The sequence below is a fragment of the Melioribacteraceae bacterium genome (assembly GCA_035362835.1).
Taxonomy (GTDB): Bacteria; Bacteroidota; Ignavibacteria; order Ignavibacteriales; family Melioribacteraceae; genus DSXH01.
In genome coordinates this window covers 885,748-905,132 of sequence record DAOSDY010000001.1, presented here as the reverse complement: position 1 = coordinate 905,132, position 19,385 = coordinate 885,748, and the positions used below count along the sequence as shown (strand labels likewise).

Annotated in this window: 18 protein-coding genes; 8 read left to right on the top strand and 10 right to left on the bottom strand. The window is 40.4% G+C overall.

The features are described 5' to 3' along the window. Window positions 1-87: 87 nt before the first annotated feature. Complete coding sequence (locus PLZ15_03795; GenBank protein ID HOI28860.1) at window positions 88-261, top strand: hypothetical protein; 174 nt, start codon at window positions 88-90, stop codon at window positions 259-261. Window positions 262-265: 4 nt separating this feature from the next. Here PLZ15_03795 and hutH read toward each other — a convergent pair whose 3' ends face one another. From hutH to PLZ15_03765, 6 genes are all read right to left on the bottom strand, one after another. Further along, window positions 266-1,822, bottom strand: coding sequence for a histidine ammonia-lyase (gene hutH, locus PLZ15_03790; protein ID HOI28859.1), 1,557 nt, complete (start codon window positions 1,820-1,822; stop codon window positions 266-268). A 156-nt stretch (window positions 1,823-1,978) separates the two neighbouring features. Then, the gene (locus PLZ15_03785) at window positions 1,979-2,380 is read right to left on the bottom strand and encodes an H-type lectin domain-containing protein (GenBank protein HOI28858.1); all 402 of its coding nucleotides are present in this window, start codon (window positions 2,378-2,380) and stop codon (window positions 1,979-1,981) included. Next, the gene (gene hflX / locus PLZ15_03780) at window positions 2,370-3,668 is read right to left on the bottom strand and encodes a GTPase HflX (GenBank protein ID HOI28857.1); all 1,299 of its coding nucleotides are present in this window, start codon (window positions 3,666-3,668) and stop codon (window positions 2,370-2,372) included. Before hflX ends, PLZ15_03785 begins: the two co-directional genes overlap by 11 nt. A gap of 42 nt (window positions 3,669-3,710) precedes the next feature. Continuing rightward, window positions 3,711-5,798 carry a BatA and WFA domain-containing protein gene (locus PLZ15_03775; GenBank protein ID HOI28856.1) on the bottom strand — a complete coding sequence of 696 codons (2,088 nt, stop codon included), beginning with the start codon at window positions 5,796-5,798 and terminating at the stop codon, window positions 3,711-3,713. Between the two features lie 70 nt (window positions 5,799-5,868). Then, a complete protein-coding gene (locus PLZ15_03770; protein HOI28855.1) occupies window positions 5,869-6,981 on the bottom strand; it encodes a glycosyltransferase family 4 protein in 1,113 nt (370 codons plus the stop codon). Continuing rightward, window positions 6,978-8,315, bottom strand: coding sequence for a SpoIID/LytB domain-containing protein (locus PLZ15_03765; protein ID HOI28854.1), 1,338 nt, complete (start codon window positions 8,313-8,315; stop codon window positions 6,978-6,980). The genes PLZ15_03770 and PLZ15_03765 overlap by 4 nt, the downstream gene beginning before the upstream one ends. Window positions 8,316-8,473: 158 nt before the next feature. On the opposite strand from PLZ15_03765, the gene PLZ15_03760 reads away from it, so the two are divergent. Beyond that, window positions 8,474-9,361 carry a rhodanese-related sulfurtransferase gene (locus PLZ15_03760; protein HOI28853.1) on the top strand — a complete coding sequence of 296 codons (888 nt, stop codon included), beginning with the start codon at window positions 8,474-8,476 and terminating at the stop codon, window positions 9,359-9,361. A 49-nt stretch (window positions 9,362-9,410) separates the two neighbouring features. On the opposite strand, the gene PLZ15_03755 is transcribed toward PLZ15_03760, so the two are convergent. From PLZ15_03755 to PLZ15_03740, 4 genes are read right to left on the bottom strand one after another with little or no spacing between them, the layout of a single operon-like run. Further along, the gene (locus tag PLZ15_03755; GenBank protein ID HOI28852.1) at window positions 9,411-11,264 is read right to left on the bottom strand and encodes a TIGR03545 family protein; all 1,854 of its coding nucleotides are present in this window, start codon (window positions 11,262-11,264) and stop codon (window positions 9,411-9,413) included. After that, window positions 11,261-11,791, bottom strand: a complete 531-nt coding sequence (locus PLZ15_03750; protein HOI28851.1) for a TIGR03546 family protein — start codon at window positions 11,789-11,791, stop codon at window positions 11,261-11,263. Before PLZ15_03750 ends, PLZ15_03755 begins: the two co-directional genes overlap by 4 nt. A 36-nt stretch (window positions 11,792-11,827) precedes the next feature. Next, window positions 11,828-13,030 carry an alpha/beta fold hydrolase gene (locus PLZ15_03745; protein ID HOI28850.1) on the bottom strand — a complete coding sequence of 401 codons (1,203 nt, stop codon included), beginning with the start codon at window positions 13,028-13,030 and terminating at the stop codon, window positions 11,828-11,830. A gap of 44 nt (window positions 13,031-13,074) precedes the next feature. Next, on the bottom strand, window positions 13,075-13,842 hold the full coding sequence (locus PLZ15_03740; GenBank protein ID HOI28849.1) for an SDR family NAD(P)-dependent oxidoreductase: 768 nt from the start codon (window positions 13,840-13,842) through the stop codon (window positions 13,075-13,077). A gap of 152 nt (window positions 13,843-13,994) precedes the next feature. Here PLZ15_03740 and PLZ15_03735 point away from each other — a divergent pair, with 152 nt between their 5' ends. The 6 genes from PLZ15_03735 (at window position 13,995) to PLZ15_03710 (ending at window position 19,324) form a co-directional block, all read left to right on the top strand. Beyond that, window positions 13,995-14,561: a DUF3109 family protein gene (locus PLZ15_03735; GenBank protein HOI28848.1), complete on the top strand. Its 567-nt coding sequence runs from the start codon at window positions 13,995-13,997 to the stop codon at window positions 14,559-14,561. Between the two features lies 1 nt (window position 14,562). After that, complete coding sequence (rpoN, locus tag PLZ15_03730; protein HOI28847.1) at window positions 14,563-16,035, top strand: RNA polymerase factor sigma-54; 1,473 nt, start codon at window positions 14,563-14,565, stop codon at window positions 16,033-16,035. Then, entirely contained in the window at window positions 16,032-16,658 is a 627-nt protein-coding gene (locus tag PLZ15_03725; GenBank protein HOI28846.1) for an isoprenylcysteine carboxylmethyltransferase family protein, read from the top strand. Before rpoN ends, PLZ15_03725 begins: the two co-directional genes overlap by 4 nt. 71 nt (window positions 16,659-16,729) lie before the next feature. Further along, window positions 16,730-17,266: an ATP-dependent protease subunit HslV gene (gene hslV / locus PLZ15_03720; protein HOI28845.1), complete on the top strand. Its 537-nt coding sequence runs from the start codon at window positions 16,730-16,732 to the stop codon at window positions 17,264-17,266. Next, window positions 17,263-18,645 (top strand): ATP-dependent protease ATPase subunit HslU, encoded by a 1,383-nt coding sequence (gene hslU, locus PLZ15_03715; protein HOI28844.1) that lies wholly within the window; start codon window positions 17,263-17,265, stop codon window positions 18,643-18,645. Before hslV ends, hslU begins: the two co-directional genes overlap by 4 nt. Before the next feature lie 25 nt (window positions 18,646-18,670). Beyond that, complete coding sequence (locus PLZ15_03710; protein HOI28843.1) at window positions 18,671-19,324, top strand: HAD family acid phosphatase; 654 nt, start codon at window positions 18,671-18,673, stop codon at window positions 19,322-19,324. The last annotated feature ends 61 nt before the right edge of the window (window positions 19,325-19,385 follow it).

The following is a 19,385-nucleotide window of genomic DNA, read 5'->3' as shown; positions in this document are numbered from 1 at the left end:
TACCGGCAGGTTTACTCTTTATGATAATTATAATAATTTTATTGTATAGAACGGAGTGAAAAACAACAAACTATATGAATAGGTAATATGAGCCTTTATACAATCGTATTTATTCTTGTCTCTATTTTGCTTCTGGCCGGACTGGCATTGTTCGGATTGTTGATAAGTAAACTGGATAAGTGGATTGACCGCAGGGAACGGCTCGGCAAAGAAAGTATTTATAAAAATAAATCCGATAAAACAGAAAAAAATATGCAATGACGGCTTATTTCAAATCAACAACCTTTTCAACACTTTTCTGAATCCTTCCGCTTTTTAATAAATCTATAATTCTGTCAAGATCGTTTTTTAAAATTCTATCCCTCTCAAGTGTCGGAATCTCTTTTCTTATTGTGTCATATGCTGCTCCTGTTCCAATACCGCACTTCAACGGTTTTAAGAAATCGATTCCCTGACACGCTAGAAGCATTTCAATAGCGATCACGGTTTGAACATTTCTAAGAATCTGAAAACATTTCCGGGCAGAGATAGATCCCATCGAATTGAGATCCTCCTTTCCGGCTGATGTTGGAATTGAATCTACGCTGGCTGGATGCGATAATACTTTGTTCTCCGATACAAGCGCCGCGGCAGTATATTGCGCAATCATGTAACCGGAATTAAGTCCCCCTTCCTTCGCAAGAAACTTCGGCAGTTTTTCGGATGTGCCGTTTGTAAGCCGGTCAATTCTTCTTTCAGAGATATCCGCAAGCTCTGAAAGTGCGATAGCCATAAAATCCAGCGGGAGAGCCAGCGGCTGCCCGTGGAAGTTTCCTCCGCTTATGTAATCCTTATCCTCAGGGAAAATAATCGGATTATCGTTAACCGAATTGATTTCAATTTCAATACGTGAACAGATGTATTCTATTGCATCCCTGGATGCACCGTGAACCTGCGGAATACAGCGTATGGAGTAGGAGTCCTGTACACGCGGATCGTCCTGTAAGTGAGAAGCGCGGATCTCACTCTTTTTAATCAGTTCAAGAATATTGCGTGCAGATGCTAATTGACCCGGATAGGGCCTTAGAGAATGTACACGTTTATCGAATGCACGGTCTGTGGAACGCAAAGCTTCATGCGACAAAGCCCCCGCAATATCTGCAAGCCTGGTTAATTTTTTTGCTTCAATGCAGATGAATGCGCCGAATGCGGCCATCATCTGAGTGCCGTTGATGAGAGCCAGACCTTCCTTGGCCATAAGGCGTACCGGATTAAGTCCGGATTTTTTTAAAGCGGATTTTGCAGATACTATTTTTGTGTTGACAGATTCCGTATTGGCAACATTACCAATCAACTGTACCTTTCCTTTACCGATCATTGCCAGAACAAGATGAGACAACGGTGCGAGATCACCGCTTGCGCCAACCGATCCCTGAGATGGGATTACCGGAATGATATTGTTATTCATCATATCGATAAGCAGCTGGAGTGTTTCGAGCCGAATCCCCGAGTAACCGCTTGCAAGTGCGTTTGCACGTAAAAGCATCATAAGTTTTACAATGAACGGCGGAAGATTTTCGCCGACACCGGCAGTGTGACTTACGATCAGATTTTCCTGAAGCTGTTCAATATCTTTCTTTGGGATGCGGACGCTTGAGAATCCTCCGAAGCCTGTTGTAACGCCGTAAATTGTTTTGCTGCTCTCAATCCATTCATCAATAAGCTTTCGTGCCTTTTGTACTTTCACCCTGGATCCGGGAGATAATTCAACTATCGGATTTTCATTAAGAAAGAATTCTATTTTTTCCAAGGATAGCGATTTCCCGTCAATTATCAGTTTCATGCAGATCATTCCTCTTTATTGTTATGTTTCCGCAAATACGAAAAAATGTTTTAGAATATTTATTACCGGATTATGAAGTCACTGAACCGGAAATAATTGTACCCGTTTATTACACTTTTTGCATCTGCGAATTCGCGCTCACATCAATCAAACTAATTATTTAAATGCTATCCAGGTTCCACCGGCAGCATTTACTTTTGTGTTTCCCCATACCACTACTTTCAAAACAAATCCGTCTCGAGATACTCCCGTTGCCTCAACAGCAATTTTTAATCCCCGGGATTCAAGAGTCTGATTTACCTTTGAATTAGCTTCAACTTCGAATTTATCTCCCTGTAAATCGATGAGACTTAACGAAACCAGAACAGTCGGTTTTTCCTGGTAGGGTTTTTCAAAATTGATTTCAATTACCGTTTCGCGTTTACCTTCGTTTGCATTCAGGTTAAAATTCTTTGTAGACTTATCAACAAAGAAAGTACCGCCCTGAACCTGTGCTGTTATGGTGCTTGAAAATGAGAAGACAAGACCTAATAAAAGAAATAATAATTTACTTTTCATTTCGAACTCCTTTTTTGTTTTCTATTAATTTCTTGATAATGTTATGATTTTCGGCACCCGCACGATAATTTATCAAAACATATTCTTCGTCATATTCGGCATTAATAACTTCCGCAAGATTATAAATCCGCGAAATAATTGCCGAATCCTGCTGATTGATTTTTATTTTATGCGTTACAAAGTTCTTTTCATATAAGCTTATTAACGATTCTGTGAGTTTCCCGATCCCGATGCCCCTTTCTGCTGATATAAAGAGCGAGCCCGGGTAATGGGCGGACAATAATTCAAGCTTATGCCTCTCATTAAATAAATCTATTTTGTTAAAGATCTTAAGCTGCGGTTTGTTTTCGCTCTTAAGCTCCTTAAGAGTTTCTTCCACTACTCTAATATGATCCTCGTAAAATTCATGCGATGCATCTATTACGTGCAGGATCAGATCCGCATCTTTTACCACATTTAATGTGCTTTTAAATGAAGCCACCAGGTTATGCGGCAGCTTTCTTATGAATCCGACGGTATCGCTGAGAAGAATTTTTTTATTCTTCTCCACCTCAAAAACTCTTGTTGTAGAATCCAGTGTCGCAAAAAGTTTATCCTCAGCTAGAACCCCGGCGTTTGTCAGCCGATTTAGCAGAGTGGACTTTCCTGCATTGGTATATCCTACAAGGGTGGCATTAATAAGATTTTTACGGGACGCGCTCTTGGTTATCTGCTGTGCTTCTATCTTTTTAAGATTCTCTTTCAGTTTGCTAATTCGTGTTCTAATCATCCGCCTGTCGGTTTCAATCTGGGTTTCGCCGGGGCCTTTAGTTCCGATACCGCCGTATTGTTTGGAAAGGTGGGTCCATGCTCTTGTAAGCCGTGGAAGCATGTACTGAAGCTGGGCAAGTTCAACCTGAGTCTTGGCTTCGCGTGTCTTTGCATGGGATGCAAATATATCAAGTATTAATCCGCTCCGGTCTAGTACTTTACGCTCGAACAGTTTTTCGAGGTTACGCACCTGTGTCGGATTGAGATCATCATCAAAAATGGCAAGCTGAATATTGTTCAATTCAATAAGCTGCGCAATCTCTTCAGCTTTGCCTTTGCCAATAAAAAATGCCGGATCAGGATTGTTCCTCTCCTGCAATATTTTAAATACTGTTTCGGCGCCGGCAGTATCGGTTAGAAGTTCAAGCTCTTCAAGATGTTCCTCTGCCTGATTTCTTGAAAAATTTCCTGTTGAAAGAGCAATAAGCACCGCTCTTTCTTTCGGACGGTTCTTTAATTCGATTATAGTAGGTTTCATTCACTCCCGGAAAAAAGGTTCTGTAAAATTAACTTAAATAAATTAATTCAGTGCTCCCATTTCTTTTTTCGCACTTCTTGCTACAAACATTTCGAGAAGTGCTAGTAACAGGGCGGCTATTATAAAATATTGCCACAATTCGTCACCGAATCTCTCACTGTTTACCTGTTCAATTATATCACCTTTACTGTTCAGCGATGTTGCTTCGAATTCATATCCTGTCTTTCTAAGAAAATCATTAAGATCCGATAGAGAAGAATATTCAGAAATGGATTCCATCGGGTCATGATTTACCGCAAAGTGATCAAGCAGTTTGTTGCCGGAATAGAATCTGTAAATCCCGATTAGATTTGTCTTCAAATACCGGAAATAGTTTTTTCCAGAAAGAGAATCGGTATTGATATATTCAATTAATCCGTCGGGCTTTATAACCTTTATCTGATTAAAAGAAGCGCCCCTGATATTTACAGGGAGTTCATCGCCTGCAAGAATCTGATGTTCACCTTTGGAACCGGAGGAAAGGTACATAATCGATTTATTAATAAGTGTTGGGAAGAGTGATTTTATCGGAAAGTTACTCCAACTCAGGACGGGAGAGATATTATAGACAAGAATTTTTCCGTTGCCGGAATTATATTCGCAAAGAAATGACGATCTGTCGAACATCGAGATTATACTGATGCCGCCGGGATTTGTTTTTAAGTAATAATAAATATCGGGGGATTCGATTCTGGTATTGCCTGATTCTTCGAAGAGATCTGTAAAAAGGGGATGATTCAAATCGACCCGGTCGAACTGATTGATTATTTCCGCTGAGTTTAACTTGCCCATAAAATATTCGGGAATGGGAATGTTTAACTTTTTGAAAAAGGATTGAATTGACGAAAGACTTTCTCCGCTGCCGGGAAAAAAAAGTATTCCTCCTCCGTCATTCAGATAATCGTTAAGCAATTTTACCGGTTCCCCGTCAACCGATCCGACAATAATAACAGCGTCGAAATTTTTTAGCTGATATGCGGATAAATTTCCGACTCCCGCTTCCGTTAACTTTAAAGATGAAGAAGATTGACTTGATAACGCAAGCTTAACAAAACGGGTATCCTCAATATCTTTGTATAGTATAAGAAGCTTAATTTTATCCGGAATATAGAAATTAAGAAATCGCTGGTTGTCACCGTTAATATCGTCGTCTTCAATTTCTACGGATACCGAAATTACTCCCGTGTCCGATAATGTCGTTTCGAAATAGAATTCTTTGGATTCTCGAGGGATTAGAGAGACACTCTGCTGTGCGCTTCTCTTTCCGTTGATTAACAGGGAGGCAACCTGGCTTACTCTCTCGCCGGAATAATTTGTAATGGTTGAATAGAACCCGACCTTTTTGCCCTTCTCAAAAATTTGATTGCCGGATTTTATTTTGTCAACACCCGAATTGTTTAAGGATCTATTTCCCATATCAATTAAAAAAATCCGTGAGCCGTTAAGAAGCTGAGGAAGATAAGATATTTCGTTTTCATTACTGAAGATAGATCCCTTCTGCAGATCCGTGAAAATGTAAATTTCTTTGTTGATATTATGCGAATCGTACAGGATTCTGCCGGCTTTTATTAATACTTCATTCAACGTGCCGCGTGTATTCAGGATTCTTACCGCTTCAATCTCACTTTTTATCAGTTCAAGATTGGTCTTTGGTGTAACGGTCAGATCCTGATCCGATACGAACGGTATTACTGTAATCTCGTCACCAATCTGAAAACCGTTAACTAATTTTAAAGCCGCCTGTTTAACCTTGTTAAAATAAGAGCCCTCGTTAAAAACCACCGACATACTGAATGTATTATCAACTATAAAGACCGCCGAAGTTGCAGCGGCGGAAGATCCCGATCCAATTCCTGTGGCCGCAGGTCTTGCGAATCCAAGTACAATAAATACAATTATTAAAACGCGCAGCAGCAGAAGAAGCCATTGTTTCAGTTTAATTCTCCTGACTTTTGTCTTCTGAAGTTCTTTTAAAAAATTTAAAGTGCTGAATTCAATTTTTTTTAACTTCCGAAGATTCATGAAGTGAAGAAGAATTGGAATTGATGCTGCAATTAACCCGAATAAAATAGCTGGATTTAAAAATGTCATTCTTTTATCCCTAACATCCTTCCCTGTATATAAAATGAATAACCAACCGTACCGCGAAAAGAATATCCGATTATTTTACTAAGGAGTTGTAAATATCAATCAGCTTTTTTGTAAAAACCTTTATGTCGAAATGCGCGACAGCTCTTTTTCGTGCGGCAATTCCAAACCTTAATCGCAAACCGTCATCAATTATCAGCCGTTCTATTTTAACGGCTAAATCCTTCCAATTCATTTTTTCAAAGAGGAGGGAGGTTTCCCCGTCCACCGCTATATCGAGTACACCGTCGGAATTGGAGCAGACGGATGGTTTCCCCATGCTTAGCGCCTCGGCAAGTGCGATTCCGAATGCCTCGGCGTGCGACGGGAACACAAAAATATCCAGTGCGGCCAGCACATTTGGAGTATCTTTTCGGTATCCTGTAAATATTATCCTGTCAAGCAGACCTTTTGCTGATGCTAGCATTTTTATATCCGCAGCATATTTATCCTCGCCCTTACTTGGTTCACCGATTATCATGAATCTTATATTATTATGCTTTTGCAATAGTAATTCTGCGGCATGGATAAATTCTTCATGACCTTTACCCGGGCTGAACCTTGCCATCATTCCAATCAGTATTTCATTATAGCCAATTTTGAATTCGCTACGGACAGAATTTTTATCGACTGTTTCCGGATTAAAAATTTCTGTATCGATTGAATTGTGAAGGAGAATTATTTTTTCGGCTGTTAACGGGGTTGTATCAACCAGGTTTTTTGCAATAACCCTGCTGATGGCAAGAGCGAAATCGAGACGTTTATAAATCCAACTGTGCAGGAAATCTTTTTTAATTATATATGATCCCATCTGCTTGGTAAGCAAAAGCGGGATTTTTAATGAAGCAAGTTTCAACGCAGGTACAATTAACCAGAGATCCTTTGATGCCTGGCTGTGAATAACATCATATCTGTTTCTTTTTAACAGTCTCGAAATTTTAATCTGCTCTACAGGATTAAAATAATTTTTAAATGCAGATGTATAGACGGTTATCTTTTCGTTAACCGCTTCCTGATAAACCCGGGAACCCGGGTAACAAAGAATATCGGCCTGAATTCCGTTCATTGTTAATTGCCGCGCTGTCTGAATCGTATACATTTCCAGACCGCCCCAGCTTCGGGAAAGACATGTAAGAAGAACTTTCATGAATAAATCTTTTGAATTTTTGCACCGTTGAAATAATGAATCAGTATCTCGTCGAAGCCGTATCCTTTTTCACCCATTACCGCGGCTCCAATCTGGCAGAGCCCTACTCCGTGTCCCCACCCGGCGCCATGAAGTACGAACTTACCGGGAACCTTCCCATTCAGATCATGCCTGGTAACGTAAAACGCGGAACTGTAAAGATGAGATTTTGAAAGAACTCTTCGTATTTCGAGTTCTTTGCCTATTATCAGTTCTTTTTTATCGCCTGAGATCTGCAGGCGTGTAATCCTTCCGGAGTAACCGCGCTGCAATGGCGTAAGATCAATAATGTTTCCGAAATCAATACCGCTTTTGGAACGGATAATTTCCGCAAGGTCTTCCTGTATGTATTCAACCGTCCATCTAAAAAAATTATTTGTAGGCCTGTCGAAATCGACCATGATCTGAGATAGAATTCTTGGATCGTTTGTATTGCAGTAGGCATGCGGATTATTTTTTATCCACTTCTCGGCAAGCATGTTGTTGGTAAGGTCGTAATCGATCCCGTCGATCTCAAATTTATAATCGACAACTGGAGAGAGGTAATGATGCTTAACCGGTTCCCAGACATTTTCAAAAGATTCTGTCATACCTCCGCAGCACTTTGAATAACGGGTGTCGCATATTTTATTATCGTAAACAAGAACAAGTCCGCGCGTGGCTTCGATAGCGTTGAGTGCATTATCGTTTATAATTTTTGTGACACCCTGGTATCTCTGGCAGTGGTCGTCTGCACAAAGATCGAAATGGGAATGATCCTCGCGGTCGTACCATCTCGTTATTTCCGAATCTGTAAGAATCTCATTCACGGATTTTTTCTTTTTGCTCTGTTTCTTTTTATCGAGTTGGGCAAGGAGCCATCCTCGCGATACTATAGCGTGAGCTTTTAACAATTCAAGAGAACTGTTCGGACTCATTTCCGAGGAAATTACGCTTATCAGGTATTCTTCGATCGGAATTATATTTATTCCGGTTACATTATTTTTTTCTTTAATCAGTTTTAACCTGCCGCGGAATCTCTGGTTTTCTTTCTTCTCCCAGTGAAACTGCTTCCCGATAGTAACATCTCTTAATAAAAACGATTCGGTCTCAATATCGTTAGGCGAAAAGACAATTTCATTTGACGAATAAACTTCCTTGTTCTCCTGGAGAATTGAGATTTTTCCACCTTCAAGTTTTGCAGAATAGCGGCCGCTATAGCGTTTTTCCGATTCCGTTAAAGTGAAATCGCCGTACAATTCAAAATTGATCTGCCGGCCGGATAAAATTCCGATATCGATATTTGGTTCAGTCATTGATTAATGGGACCCGAATTTTGGTTATAAATATAGCAATGCTTCGAATAATTAGATAGGTAGAATACCCCCGTTTCCCCTTAAAATCTGGATTTACACGAATTTTTACTCTTAAAGGGATTTGCTATCTTTGTTCCCCAAAATGAAAGAACTTTTTAATGAATGATTATAGGGTATTACTTTTTTATAAATATGTTGACTTCCCGAATCCGGAAAAGTTTATGGAAGATCATATAGTTTTCTGTAAGGCAAATGATATTCTGGGAAGAGTCTGGATTTCCAGCGAAGGGATTAATGCAACTGTATCCGGCACGCTGGAAAATATCGAAAAGTATAAATCGGAAATCAGAAGATACATAGAGTTCTCAGATATCTGGTTTAAAGATGATGGAGCCGACGGCCACGCTTTCCGGAAAATTCACGTGAGGATTAAGAAGGAAATTGTGAACGCCAGTTTCGGTAAAGTAGATCTTTCAAAAACGGGGAAGAGACTGAAACCCGATCAGTTAAATCGTTTTTATGAAGAAGGAAAGGACTTCGTTATTGTAGATGCAAGAAATAACTACGAGAGTAATATCGGTAGATTCAAGAACGCGATCACTCCTGATATGGAGACATTCCGCGACTGGCCTTCTATAACCGAGAAGCTGGCCGATTACAGGGATAAGACAGTTGTTACATATTGTACGGGCGGAATCAGGTGCGAAAAAGCTTCTGCTTATCTGGTAGAAAATGGATTTAAAGATGTTTATCAGATGGACGGAGGAATCTGGAATTATATCAATCAGTTTCCGGATAAGTACTGGGAAGGTTCTGTTTTTGTTTTTGATGAAAGAAGAATTGTATCACCCAATACAATTGAGGAGATTAAACACATCGGCAGCTGCTATTACTGCGGAAAGCCCTCATCATATTATATTAATTGCCATAATCAGAATTGCGATAAGATGCTAATTACCTGCCAGGATTGTAAGGTTGAAAATGATTATTGCTGTTCGGATGAATGCAGGAAATCTGACAATAGAAGAAATAAAGTGCACGGATAGATATTGCCGCCGCCGCAACTTTAGATTTTTCAGTTCCAACGCCTGAGAATTACTGTTTCTTAAGAAGCTCTTTCAATTTGTTCTCAATTAATCCCGATTTTGCTTTTTCCAGGCGCTCTGATAATTCTTTCTTCTTTGCTTCAACAATCCCCATCTGACTGTTGATAATCTGACGGTACAGATCGATCTGTTCATTCACTTCGGAAATCTTAGCATTGTAGAATTTTTCAAATTCACCGCGCTTCCCGGCTATAAAAGAATCGAACCGTGCCTTAAGCTGGTTTTGTAGCTTTATCAATTCCTCGCCAACAACTTCTTTCAGGCGCTTTGCTATCTGGTCGTCGAGGTCGGTCGCAAGTGCGGCATCAACAGATTTTCCCGTGTTCCACATTCTTATATTTACGTTAAAATCTTTTACCCGTTCGAGGACCTGTCGGACAATACTCTCAAAAATATTTTTAGGTTCTGTATCAAACTGAAGTGTGAAGCCCGAGAGCTTAAACCCGGCGCTTATGTCAAATGTATTTCCTGGAAGTGATATGTTGATTTTAGAATCCAGTAGCGCGTCCTTTACATTTGTAGGAAGAAAGTCGCTCTTGCCCAGACTGAACTGCCCGGTCGGCACACCGTTAAGAGTTGCAGAATATTCATCGTACGGAATTTCTTTGCGGCGGTCTATACGGCCGGTGATATTAATAGATCTATGATTTGTAAGAAATCCTTCAAGGTTAACGGTTGTTGGAAGTCCGGTAATCTGCTGATTATCAGAAATATTTTTTACAGTTCCGCTTCCGGAAAATAGTCCGCTTCCTTTTTTACCCCCCTTAACAATTATCTGTTTAATCCAGAAATCAGGATAGGAATCCGGAGAAGGGAATTTAATATTCTGCCCTTCGAATCTTGGAGTTTTCTGGAATTCTGGTTCGGGCTGATACTTCTTTATACTCAAACGCGCAACATCGGCATATCCGAGATAGCTTTGAACTCTCTTATACATTTCATTGCCGACGAGGAGCTGCGCAATGCTAGGTGTGTTTATGCTTGGCAGCCGCGCCATATTCTTAAGATTCTGATAATCCCTTTTTACATAATCGTCAACCGAATCTACCGATGCAACAAGCATACTTATATCGCCGTTTATCGACTGGTATCTCTTTTCAAAAGTGTTTTTCAAATCGCTGATAGATTTAATTGAATTGTCGGCTATCAGAATAGCATTAGTTATATTCTGAACATTGTTAAGCTGTGCCGGATCAATCGATTTTATTTTCTGTTCAATTTCAGAAATCTTGTTCTTTCCTTCTTCAAATTCCGATAGAGTTCCCTGCCAATGTCCGGAAATTTTTAACGTCTGTTTACGGATTGAATCTAGTTTTGCTACGGTCTGGATATCTAGAATTCTTATCAGGCTATCGGGATTGAAATTGCCCTTTAATTCAGCAATGTCGAAAATGGGTGTAGTTTCTTTGATCTGATTGATGAAGTTCTCAGCGCTCTTCCTGAAAGTCTGTTCGGCTGTTAAAAGAGTCGACTTTTTCCTTTCGTTCTCCGGCAGTTCACCGCTGGCTTCCCTTTTCGTTCCTATTTCGAGACCGTACACTTCAACTGTTTCTATTACGTATTTTTTTCTTAACAGCTGATTAAAATCCATTGCGAACTTAACATTTCCGGTTTCGAACAGGTTTGTCCAAGGATTGTAAGGATTGGCAACCTCAATCTTTGTCCACTCAACCCCGGGGGGAAAAAAATTCAGTGACAAGTCGTCAATCTCAACTCTGGCGCCGAAAATAGTTTCTCCGGCATCTTCAATTTCCGACTCAATCCATTTATCGAGGAACAGATAACCGGCGAGCAGAATGAGAAGGAGAGGTACTAATAAGAAGTAAATAAAATTTTTTCTCATTGCATACCTCCTAAGTCACGAATCCGGGTATACAATCTTATTAAAGAGCTCTGTTTTACAATCTGGTAGATTTTCCATTGTTGAATTTTTGAATAGAGATGTTTTCTGTACTGGATTACCAGATATTTCATGCCGAAGTAAACAGGGAAGGCAATAATAAGCGCACATAAAAAACTACCGATTACAACCGTGTTGTTGAAATTTGTGAGAGGCGCAACCGGCGCATTATAAAGTGATGTCCAGATGTTACTCAGCCATTCGGTTTGAGTTAAGATCTGAAAACCGATCCAGTGAAAAACAGGATCAAATATAAAAGCGATGATGCTGAATAATGTTAACGCAAGAAAGACTGCACCCAGGTTTACATTCAAGACAGCAACTATGATCCATATCAGCAATCCCTGAAGCGTAAAGAAAGGTGAAAGTCCGAGAATAGATCCAAGCGCAAATCCGCCCGCTATTTGAGCGGGTGTCTGACCATCCCTGAAAATTTTTAAGAAGTCCTTTAGGATTTTTAACCAGAACATAAATCTATTTCCATGATTCGGTTTAATTCATTAAATCTATTTTTCAGCCATTAATTGCAATTGCTTGTTCATTCGTAGTGATTCAAACCATTCGACCGCGCCAATTATTGCGGGAAGAACCGATGTTGCATGCGTCCCGCCGGGAATAGTAACAAGCTCTGCATTTGCGCCGACCGATCTGAAATAGTCTCTTGCGTTTAAAGAGTTTTCATACGGCACGTATTCATCGTTATCGCCGTGATAAAAACGGACCGGTGCCGTGGGAGTCCAGTTGAGCAGACTGTTCGATTCGAACGCAGCAAGAAGGGTTGATTCAGTTCCGTCTAAAAAACCGTCAATAAAGTTTTGATGAAAGAGCTGATCCAGATTCGGTGTAAGCTGAGCGCTGATTTCGGATGTTGAACGTGTTCCATCGAATAGAGACGGTATCCGTTCAGCGTATGGAGGTTTGAATATCTGATTGATCCGGTTCCATCCGTAGATTTTATCGTAAGCCGCAAAGAAGAATGCGAGGAATGAAGGTTGATTGTAGACCTTTTTTTGAATTATGGATCTGGCTGTCAGAGTCAGATCGAAGGCCCCGGCCATAGGAGCAGATGCAGCTACTGAAATTTCATTCCGGTAATTAATCTCAATCTCTTTATGTGCTGCAAGAGTAACGTATCCCCCTTCGGAATAGCCGGCTAGAAAAACCTGTCCGTTCAATTTTAAATTCGATCTCTGCGCGAAAGATCTTGCCGCTCTTATGAAATCGATAACTGTTTCGGCCGAGGATTTCTGGTGATGATAAGGATGAATTAAATTCGACACACCTAGTCCGAGGTAATCGGGTACCAGCGCATAATATCCGAGAGATGCTGCTATTAATCCATCCGGAGAAGCAAACGGATTTACACTGGCCACATTCGACCTCTTTGTCTGGGTGCCGTGATGCAGGCTAACGAGGGACATTATTTGTTTTCCTTTCGGAATAAAGAGAGCGGCCGATGCCTCAACAAGATTACCGTTCGGTTCCCTTGTGCGGTAGACAATTTTGTATACTTCAACATCGTATCTCAGTAAATCATCGAATTGAAGATTGCCGGCAAGGCCATTCAAAAACGCCTGAAGAAACGAAGTGCTGTATACACCCAGCGAAGAGGAGCTGATCAATTGTCCGCGCGATTCAATTTCGGGTTCAACCGGCTGTTCATCGCGGCATGAAACCGACAGGAATAAGATTATGGGAAGTATCAGCATTAAACGGGATTTTAAATTCAGGTAACTATTTATCATGTCAATAACTATTTACTTTTTTTTGTTTGATGTTCGGCTAAAAATTCATACAACCGTCCTGGTAAAAGACCCACAATATTTGTAAGCCATACCATCGGCCGGGGGAATTGAATTATACGTTTCCCTTTTTTAATTCCCTCAATTATGATCTCTGCGGTTTTTTCGGCTTTCAGAAGAAAGGGCATATGAAATCTGTTAGAGCCGGTCATTGGTGTTTCAACGAATCCGGGTCTGATAGTAATCACCTTTATACCATACTGGGATAATTCGATTCTAAGTCCTTCAAGATAATTTGTCAAAGCGGCTTTGCTGGATGAATAAAAACTGCTTCCTGAATACCCTCGGTTATCGGCCAGGCTGGAAACACCGGCAATAATTCCGTTTCCTTTCTTAATGAATTCCGGCAGTATCTGTTCTATCCAGTAAATTACACCGAAAAGATTTGCCCCGTAAATCTCTTCGGCAAATGCGGAATTATAATTTTTTGCGTTCATATAATGACCGGCTCCGGCATTTAGAATTGCTATATCAACAGATCCGAAGCGCTCGACAATTCTTTTATAGGATTCTGCCACCTCCTCTTTCTTAGAGACATCGCACTTCAGAAGAAGTAAAGGAGAATTTCCGGGAATCTGATTTTTGATTTGCTCCAGCAATTCAATTCTTCTCGCTGCAAGAACAAGATTAGCTCCTTCGCGGGAAAGTGAATATGCTAAAGCTTTTCCGATACCGGATGAAGCACCGGTAATCAGTACTGTTTTTCCTTTTAGATTCATTGATTGTGAATTTCAATAAATGAGTGGCCTAAAATTATTTAATCTCATCTCTATCTCCTAACCGGTCTCACTTTTTTTAGTAGGACAAAAATTTGTATCTTTAGCAAAAATTATTCCGAACTTTATTTGTAAACACGTGAAAAGGCGTTTAGATGAATCCGGAATTTGTTGAAATTGATGATGTGTTGATCAATACTGAAGTATTCAGCATTGAATTTACATGCGACCTTGCACGTTGTAAGGGTGCCTGCTGTACAATGGAAAGCGAGTTCGGTGCACCGATTACCGAAGAAGAAATAGAGAAAATAGGAAGTTTTCTCCCGGCTGTTATGGAATATCTTCCGGCCGAACATAGAGAGGTTATAGATAAATACGGTTTCTGGATCAATAAATCGGATCAGCTTATGACGCGCAGCCTGAATAACCGCGCCTGCGTGTTTGTATACTATGATGGTGATGTTGCTAAATGCGGAATTGAAAAAGCTTTTATTGCAGGCAAAATTGATTTTGTGAAACCGGTTTCGTGTCATCTCTTTCCAATTCGAATTTCGAAGTTCGGCGGAGATGTGATAAGGTTTGAAAATTATCACGAATGCAAACCGGCCCTTGAAAAAGGAAAAAAAACCGGAATTAAAGTAATCGATTTCTGCCGCGATGCTCTCGAAAGAGAATACGGCACTGAATGGTTTTTGAAAACTAAAGACTCGGTAAACAAGTAATATGCTGTCATTACATCAAAGACTGGCTTTACAACAGAAATTGTCGCCTCAGCAGATTCAGTATCAGAAACTGCTGCAGTTGAATACACTAGCTCTTGAACAGAGAATTAAAACCGAGCTGGAACTGAATCCAATTCTGGAAGAAACGCTGGAAGAAGAGATGACCCTCGATCAGCTCGAGGAAAATCCGGACGATCAGGAAGAATCAACCTCTTCGGAAGAAGAGGAAACTTATGACAGCAAGGACGACGAATTTGAACTTGAAGATTATATGAACGAAGCGGAAATTGATTACGAGTTCGAGAGAATTAACCGCAGCAACGATGAGGAAAAAGTCCATCCCATCGCCCCTCAAAGAAAAAGTTTACGCGACAACCTGATAGATCAGATACATATGCTCGATCTTACGGAAGACCAGCTGATAATGGGCGAGAATATTATCGGCAGCCTCGATAGAGACGGATATTTTAAATCCGACCTTGAAAAGCTCGTTAATGAAGTTAACATGTTTGAAGGGACTGAAATTACGGTTGCAGACGGAGAACGGATTCTGGGGATGATTCAGACTCTGGAGCCCGTTGGTATAGGTTCGCGGAATCTCCAGGAGTGTCTTCTCATTCAAATAAAAAATTCCTCGTTCGATCCATACTATTCTTATCTGGCCGAGAAAATTCTTTCGGAACACTGGGAGGACTTTGCCAATAAACGTTATGATTCTATTCAGAAGAATATGGATCTTTCTAAAGAAACCTTAAGAACCACGCTCGATATAATTCAGAAACTGAATCCCAAACCCGGCGAAGGGAATATCGATTCTGAAGAGATGAACCAGATAACCCCCGATTTTATTATAGAGAAAGTTGAAGATAATTACATCGTAACTCTAAACGACCGCAGTGTTCCATCGGTAACAATAAGCAAAACATATCTGGAAATGATAGACACCAACAAACGGAAGAGAAAGATTTCTGAAAGGGAGAAAGAAACTCACAAATTCCTGAGGGAAAAATTTGAATCCGCTAAATGGTTTATCGCCTCACTGCAGCAGAGGAGGCATACGCTTATGAAAATTATGAGGTCGATTCTCGAAAAGCAGTATAACTTTTTCGAGAGCGGACCGAAGTTACTCCGTCCCATGATCTATAAGGATATTGCTGACGAGATAGGAATGGATATTTCTACTATCAGCCGTGTTGTTAACGGTAAGTATGTTCAAAGCCCGCAGGGTATTCACGAACTAAAATATTTCTTCAGCGAAGGACTTTCAACCGATAGCGGCGACGAGATCTCCAACAAACATATTAAAGAACTGATTAAAGAAATCTGCGATAACGAACCGAAGGACAATCCGTACAGCGACGATAAAATTGCAGCCATTCTTCAGGAAAAAGGGATCCATATCGCGCGTAGAACTGTTGCTAAATACAGGGAGCAGCTGCTCATTCCGGTTGCACGTCTCCGAAAACAACTATGATTGTTTTTGATTTAATAATTATTGTCTTTCTATTCTTCCTCTTTGCTCTATCTCATTCATGGCTGGCATCTCTGAAGGTTAAAAAAAATCTTGTTGAAAAACTCGGAAACCGGATTGCCTTGTACCGGCTCTTCTATAATCTGTCATCACTGCTTCTATTTGCTTTCTTCTTCCTTGTTTCTCCCCGTCCCGATGTTAACATATATGACTTACATTATCCTTATGATATTATTACATTTGCACTTCAGGTTCTTTCATTTTTTGGTTTGATATGGTCTGTAAGTCAAACAGACCTTAAGGAATTTGCGGGGATATCCCAGGTTAAAAGATTTATGGACGGGAAATACCGGACTGAGGATCTTGACGAGAAACAGGTTTTCAGAAAATCCGGTGCTTTCAGATTTGTCAGACATCCGGTTTATCTTTTCTCCATATTGTTCCTCGGATTAAGACCTTCTATGGATCTTTTTTATTTTATCATGTTCATCTGTATCGTAATCTATTTCTATATTGGATCGGTTTATGAAGAGAGGAAACTGATCGAAATCTTCGGAGATGAATACAGAGAATATCAAAAAAGAGTACCTAGATTAATCCCGTTTGCAAAATCCGGCAGAACCTGAATACGGTTGTCCGGGAATTTCGGGATTAATCAGATCAACAAAAATTTTAAGCAGCAGACCGGAGAATAAATATGAAAATAAGATCAACAACAATACTGGGAATAATTAAAGACGGACAAGCCGCACTTGGCGGAGACGGACAGGTTACACTCGGCAATACTGTAATGAAGCATAATTCGATGAAGATCAGAAAACTCCTGAACGGGAAAGTAATCTGCGGATTTGCCGGATCGACCGCCGATGCGTTCACGCTTCTTCAGCGCTTCGAAGAAAAACTTGAACAGTACAGCGGGAATGTCTCACGCTCAGTTGTAGAACTGGCAAAAGACTGGCGCACAGATAAGTATCTGAGACGTCTTGAAGCTATGCTTGCAATTATCTCCGAAGAAAAAGCTTTTATTGTCTCGGGCACAGGGGATGTAATAGAACCAGAGGATAATATTGTTGCTATCGGAAGCGGTGGTATGTTTGCTCTCGCAGCAGCTAAAATGCTCAAGAAATACAGCAACCTCCCGGCAAAGGAAATTGTTCAGGAGGCTCTAAAAACGGCGGCAGAGATCTGTATTTATACAAATGAAAAAATTACTGTGGAAGAGATTTCCAAATGAGGAAAAAAAAGATGGATAACGGCGAATTGATGAAGAACTTGACTCCTACTCAAATAGTAAGGGAACTTGATAAATATATTATCGGGCAGAACGATGCCAAACGCGCGGTCGCAATTGCACTTAGAAACAGGTGGAGACGCCAGCAGGTTGAAGAAGGCATTAAAGAAGAAATAATGCCGAACAATATTATTTTGATCGGGCCTACGGGAGTAGGTAAAACGGAGATTGCCCGCCGGCTTGCAAAACTTGCCGATGCACCGTTTGTAAAAGTTGAAGCTTCTAAATATACCGAGGTTGGATACGTTGGCCGCGACGTTGAATCGATGATACGCGATCTTACCGAACTGGCTGTAAGTATGGTCCGCACCGAAAAGACCTCCTCTGTTCAGGAGAAGGCCGAACGGATGGCCGAAGAAAAAATTCTCGACCAGTTGATTCCGCCTGTTAAAAAACCTTCCGGAAACCTTAATGAGGAAGGTGAGAGCGAGGAGGTTCAGAATGAGAAAACCCGTGAGTGGATGAGAGAAAAATTGCGCAAAGGTGAACTGGACGACCGGATGATAGAGTTCGATATCACTTCCCCTGCTTTCGGAATGCAGGTGCTCGGCCCTATGGGAATGGATGATATGTCTATGAATCTTCAGGAAATGTTCAGCAGCATGATTCCTAAGAAAAAGAAGAAAAGGAAAACCGCCATAAAAGAAGCACGGAAAATTATTGCACAGGAGGAAGCGGAAAAACTGATCGACATGGAGGCCGTTCAGAAAGAGGCCGTTAAGAGAGTTCAGGAGTCGGGAATAGTGTTTGTTGACGAGATCGATAAAATTGCAGGCGCTAAAAGTCAGCAGGGACCCGATGTTTCGCGCGAGGGTGTTCAAAGAGATCTTCTTCCTATTGTTGAAGGCTCAACTGTTAATACAAAGTATGGACCGGTAAAAACCGATCATATTCTTTTTATCGCATCGGGTGCCTTTCATGTTTCCAAACCGTCGGACCTTATACCGGAACTTCAGGGAAGGTTTCCGATCCGGGTTGAATTGAAAAGTCTTACAGAAGAAGACTTTATAAAAATTCTTACTCTGCCTCAAAACGCGCTCTTAAAACAGTATACCGCACTGCTTCAGACTGAAGGTGTGGAAATTAAATTTGATGATGGTGCCATTAAAGAGGTTGCGCGTACCGCGGCTATAGTTAATGACCAGGTTGAAAATATAGGCGCTCGCCGGCTTCACACAATACTGACTACTCTTCTGGAAGATATTCTTTTCGATGTTCCGGATACTATGCCCTCAAAAGAAATTAAGATTACTGGAGAAATGGTTAACCTTAAGCTGGATAAAATAGTTAAGAACAGGGATTTGAGTAAGTATATTTTGTAAAACCTTCCGGTATGTGGGGTAATTAATGAATCGATTAATAAAATCATTGTTGTTTATTTCTCTTCTAATTCTCATCGGCTGTTCGGGCGATTCCGAAAACCGGCTGTTAAATCTTGGCGCTGTAAAAAAAGTTGTCCAGAATTATTATGAATCGGGTCAGTATGATAAAGATATGAAGAGAATTATTGATGATGCTGTTGAATATTTTAATAGGTTGACAATTCCGCCGGAAGCGACTGTCGTATTTGATATAGACGAAACAGCACTCTCTAATTATGAACATATTAAAGAGATTGACTTCGGTTATTATTATGAAATCTGGCTTGAATGGCTGAAGAAATCGGATGCGACTGCTATTCCACAGACAAAAAGATTTTACAATTATCTCATATCTAAAAATATCAGAATTGTTTTTATATCCGGAAGAAACTGCGATTCCTATCAGGCTACTTTAGATAATCTTAATCAGCAGGGCTATACCGAATTCGATACTGTTATTGTTCGAAAAGAAAACGAACGTGATTTGACGGCAACAGAATTCAAATCATCAAAAAGAAGCGAACTTGTATCCAGAGGATATAAAATAATTGCCAATATTGGCGATCAGCTGAGTGACCTTGCTGGGGGCAACTCCGGATTTGAAATTAAACTCCCTAATTATATTTACCTGATTGACTGAAATAAATGTCTCTGTTTTATTATCTTAAAATCGGAAATATTTAAATAGAACCGGCATTACT

Excerpts from the sequence above, each read along its gene's own strand:
- PLZ15_03785 (HOI28858.1), bottom strand. The coding sequence starts at position 2,380 with ATGAAAAGTAAATTATTATTTCTTTTATTAGGTCTTGTCTTCTCATTT.
- PLZ15_03775 (HOI28856.1), bottom strand. The coding sequence starts at position 5,798 with ATGACATTTTTAAATCCAGCTATTTTATTCGGGTTAATTGCAGCATCA.
- PLZ15_03735 (HOI28848.1), top strand. The coding sequence starts at position 13,995 with ATGAATCCGGAATTTGTTGAAATTGATGATGTGTTGATCAATACTGAA.
- hflX (HOI28857.1), bottom strand. The coding sequence starts at position 3,668 with ATGAAACCTACTATAATCGAATTAAAGAACCGTCCGAAAGAAAGAGCG.
- PLZ15_03710 (HOI28843.1), top strand. The coding sequence starts at position 18,671 with ATGAATCGATTAATAAAATCATTGTTGTTTATTTCTCTTCTAATTCTC.
- PLZ15_03765 (HOI28854.1), bottom strand. The coding sequence starts at position 8,315 with ATGACTGAACCAAATATCGATATCGGAATTTTATCCGGCCGGCAGATC.
- hutH (HOI28859.1), bottom strand. The coding sequence starts at position 1,822 with ATGAAACTGATAATTGACGGGAAATCGCTATCCTTGGAAAAAATAGAA.
- PLZ15_03750 (HOI28851.1), bottom strand. The coding sequence starts at position 11,791 with ATGTTCTGGTTAAAAATCCTAAAGGACTTCTTAAAAATTTTCAGGGAT.
- rpoN (HOI28847.1), top strand. The coding sequence starts at position 14,563 with ATGCTGTCATTACATCAAAGACTGGCTTTACAACAGAAATTGTCGCCT.
- PLZ15_03740 (HOI28849.1), bottom strand. The coding sequence starts at position 13,842 with ATGAATCTAAAAGGAAAAACAGTACTGATTACCGGTGCTTCATCCGGT.
- PLZ15_03755 (HOI28852.1), bottom strand. The coding sequence starts at position 11,264 with ATGAGAAAAAATTTTATTTACTTCTTATTAGTACCTCTCCTTCTCATT.
- PLZ15_03795 (HOI28860.1), top strand. The coding sequence starts at position 88 with ATGAGCCTTTATACAATCGTATTTATTCTTGTCTCTATTTTGCTTCTG.
- PLZ15_03760 (HOI28853.1), top strand. The coding sequence starts at position 8,474 with ATGAATGATTATAGGGTATTACTTTTTTATAAATATGTTGACTTCCCG.
- hslU (HOI28844.1), top strand. The coding sequence starts at position 17,263 with ATGAGGAAAAAAAAGATGGATAACGGCGAATTGATGAAGAACTTGACT.
- PLZ15_03770 (HOI28855.1), bottom strand. The coding sequence starts at position 6,981 with ATGAAAGTTCTTCTTACATGTCTTTCCCGAAGCTGGGGCGGTCTGGAA.
- PLZ15_03745 (HOI28850.1), bottom strand. The coding sequence starts at position 13,030 with ATGCTGATACTTCCCATAATCTTATTCCTGTCGGTTTCATGCCGCGAT.
- hslV (HOI28845.1), top strand. The coding sequence starts at position 16,730 with ATGAAAATAAGATCAACAACAATACTGGGAATAATTAAAGACGGACAA.
- PLZ15_03725 (HOI28846.1), top strand. The coding sequence starts at position 16,032 with ATGATTGTTTTTGATTTAATAATTATTGTCTTTCTATTCTTCCTCTTT.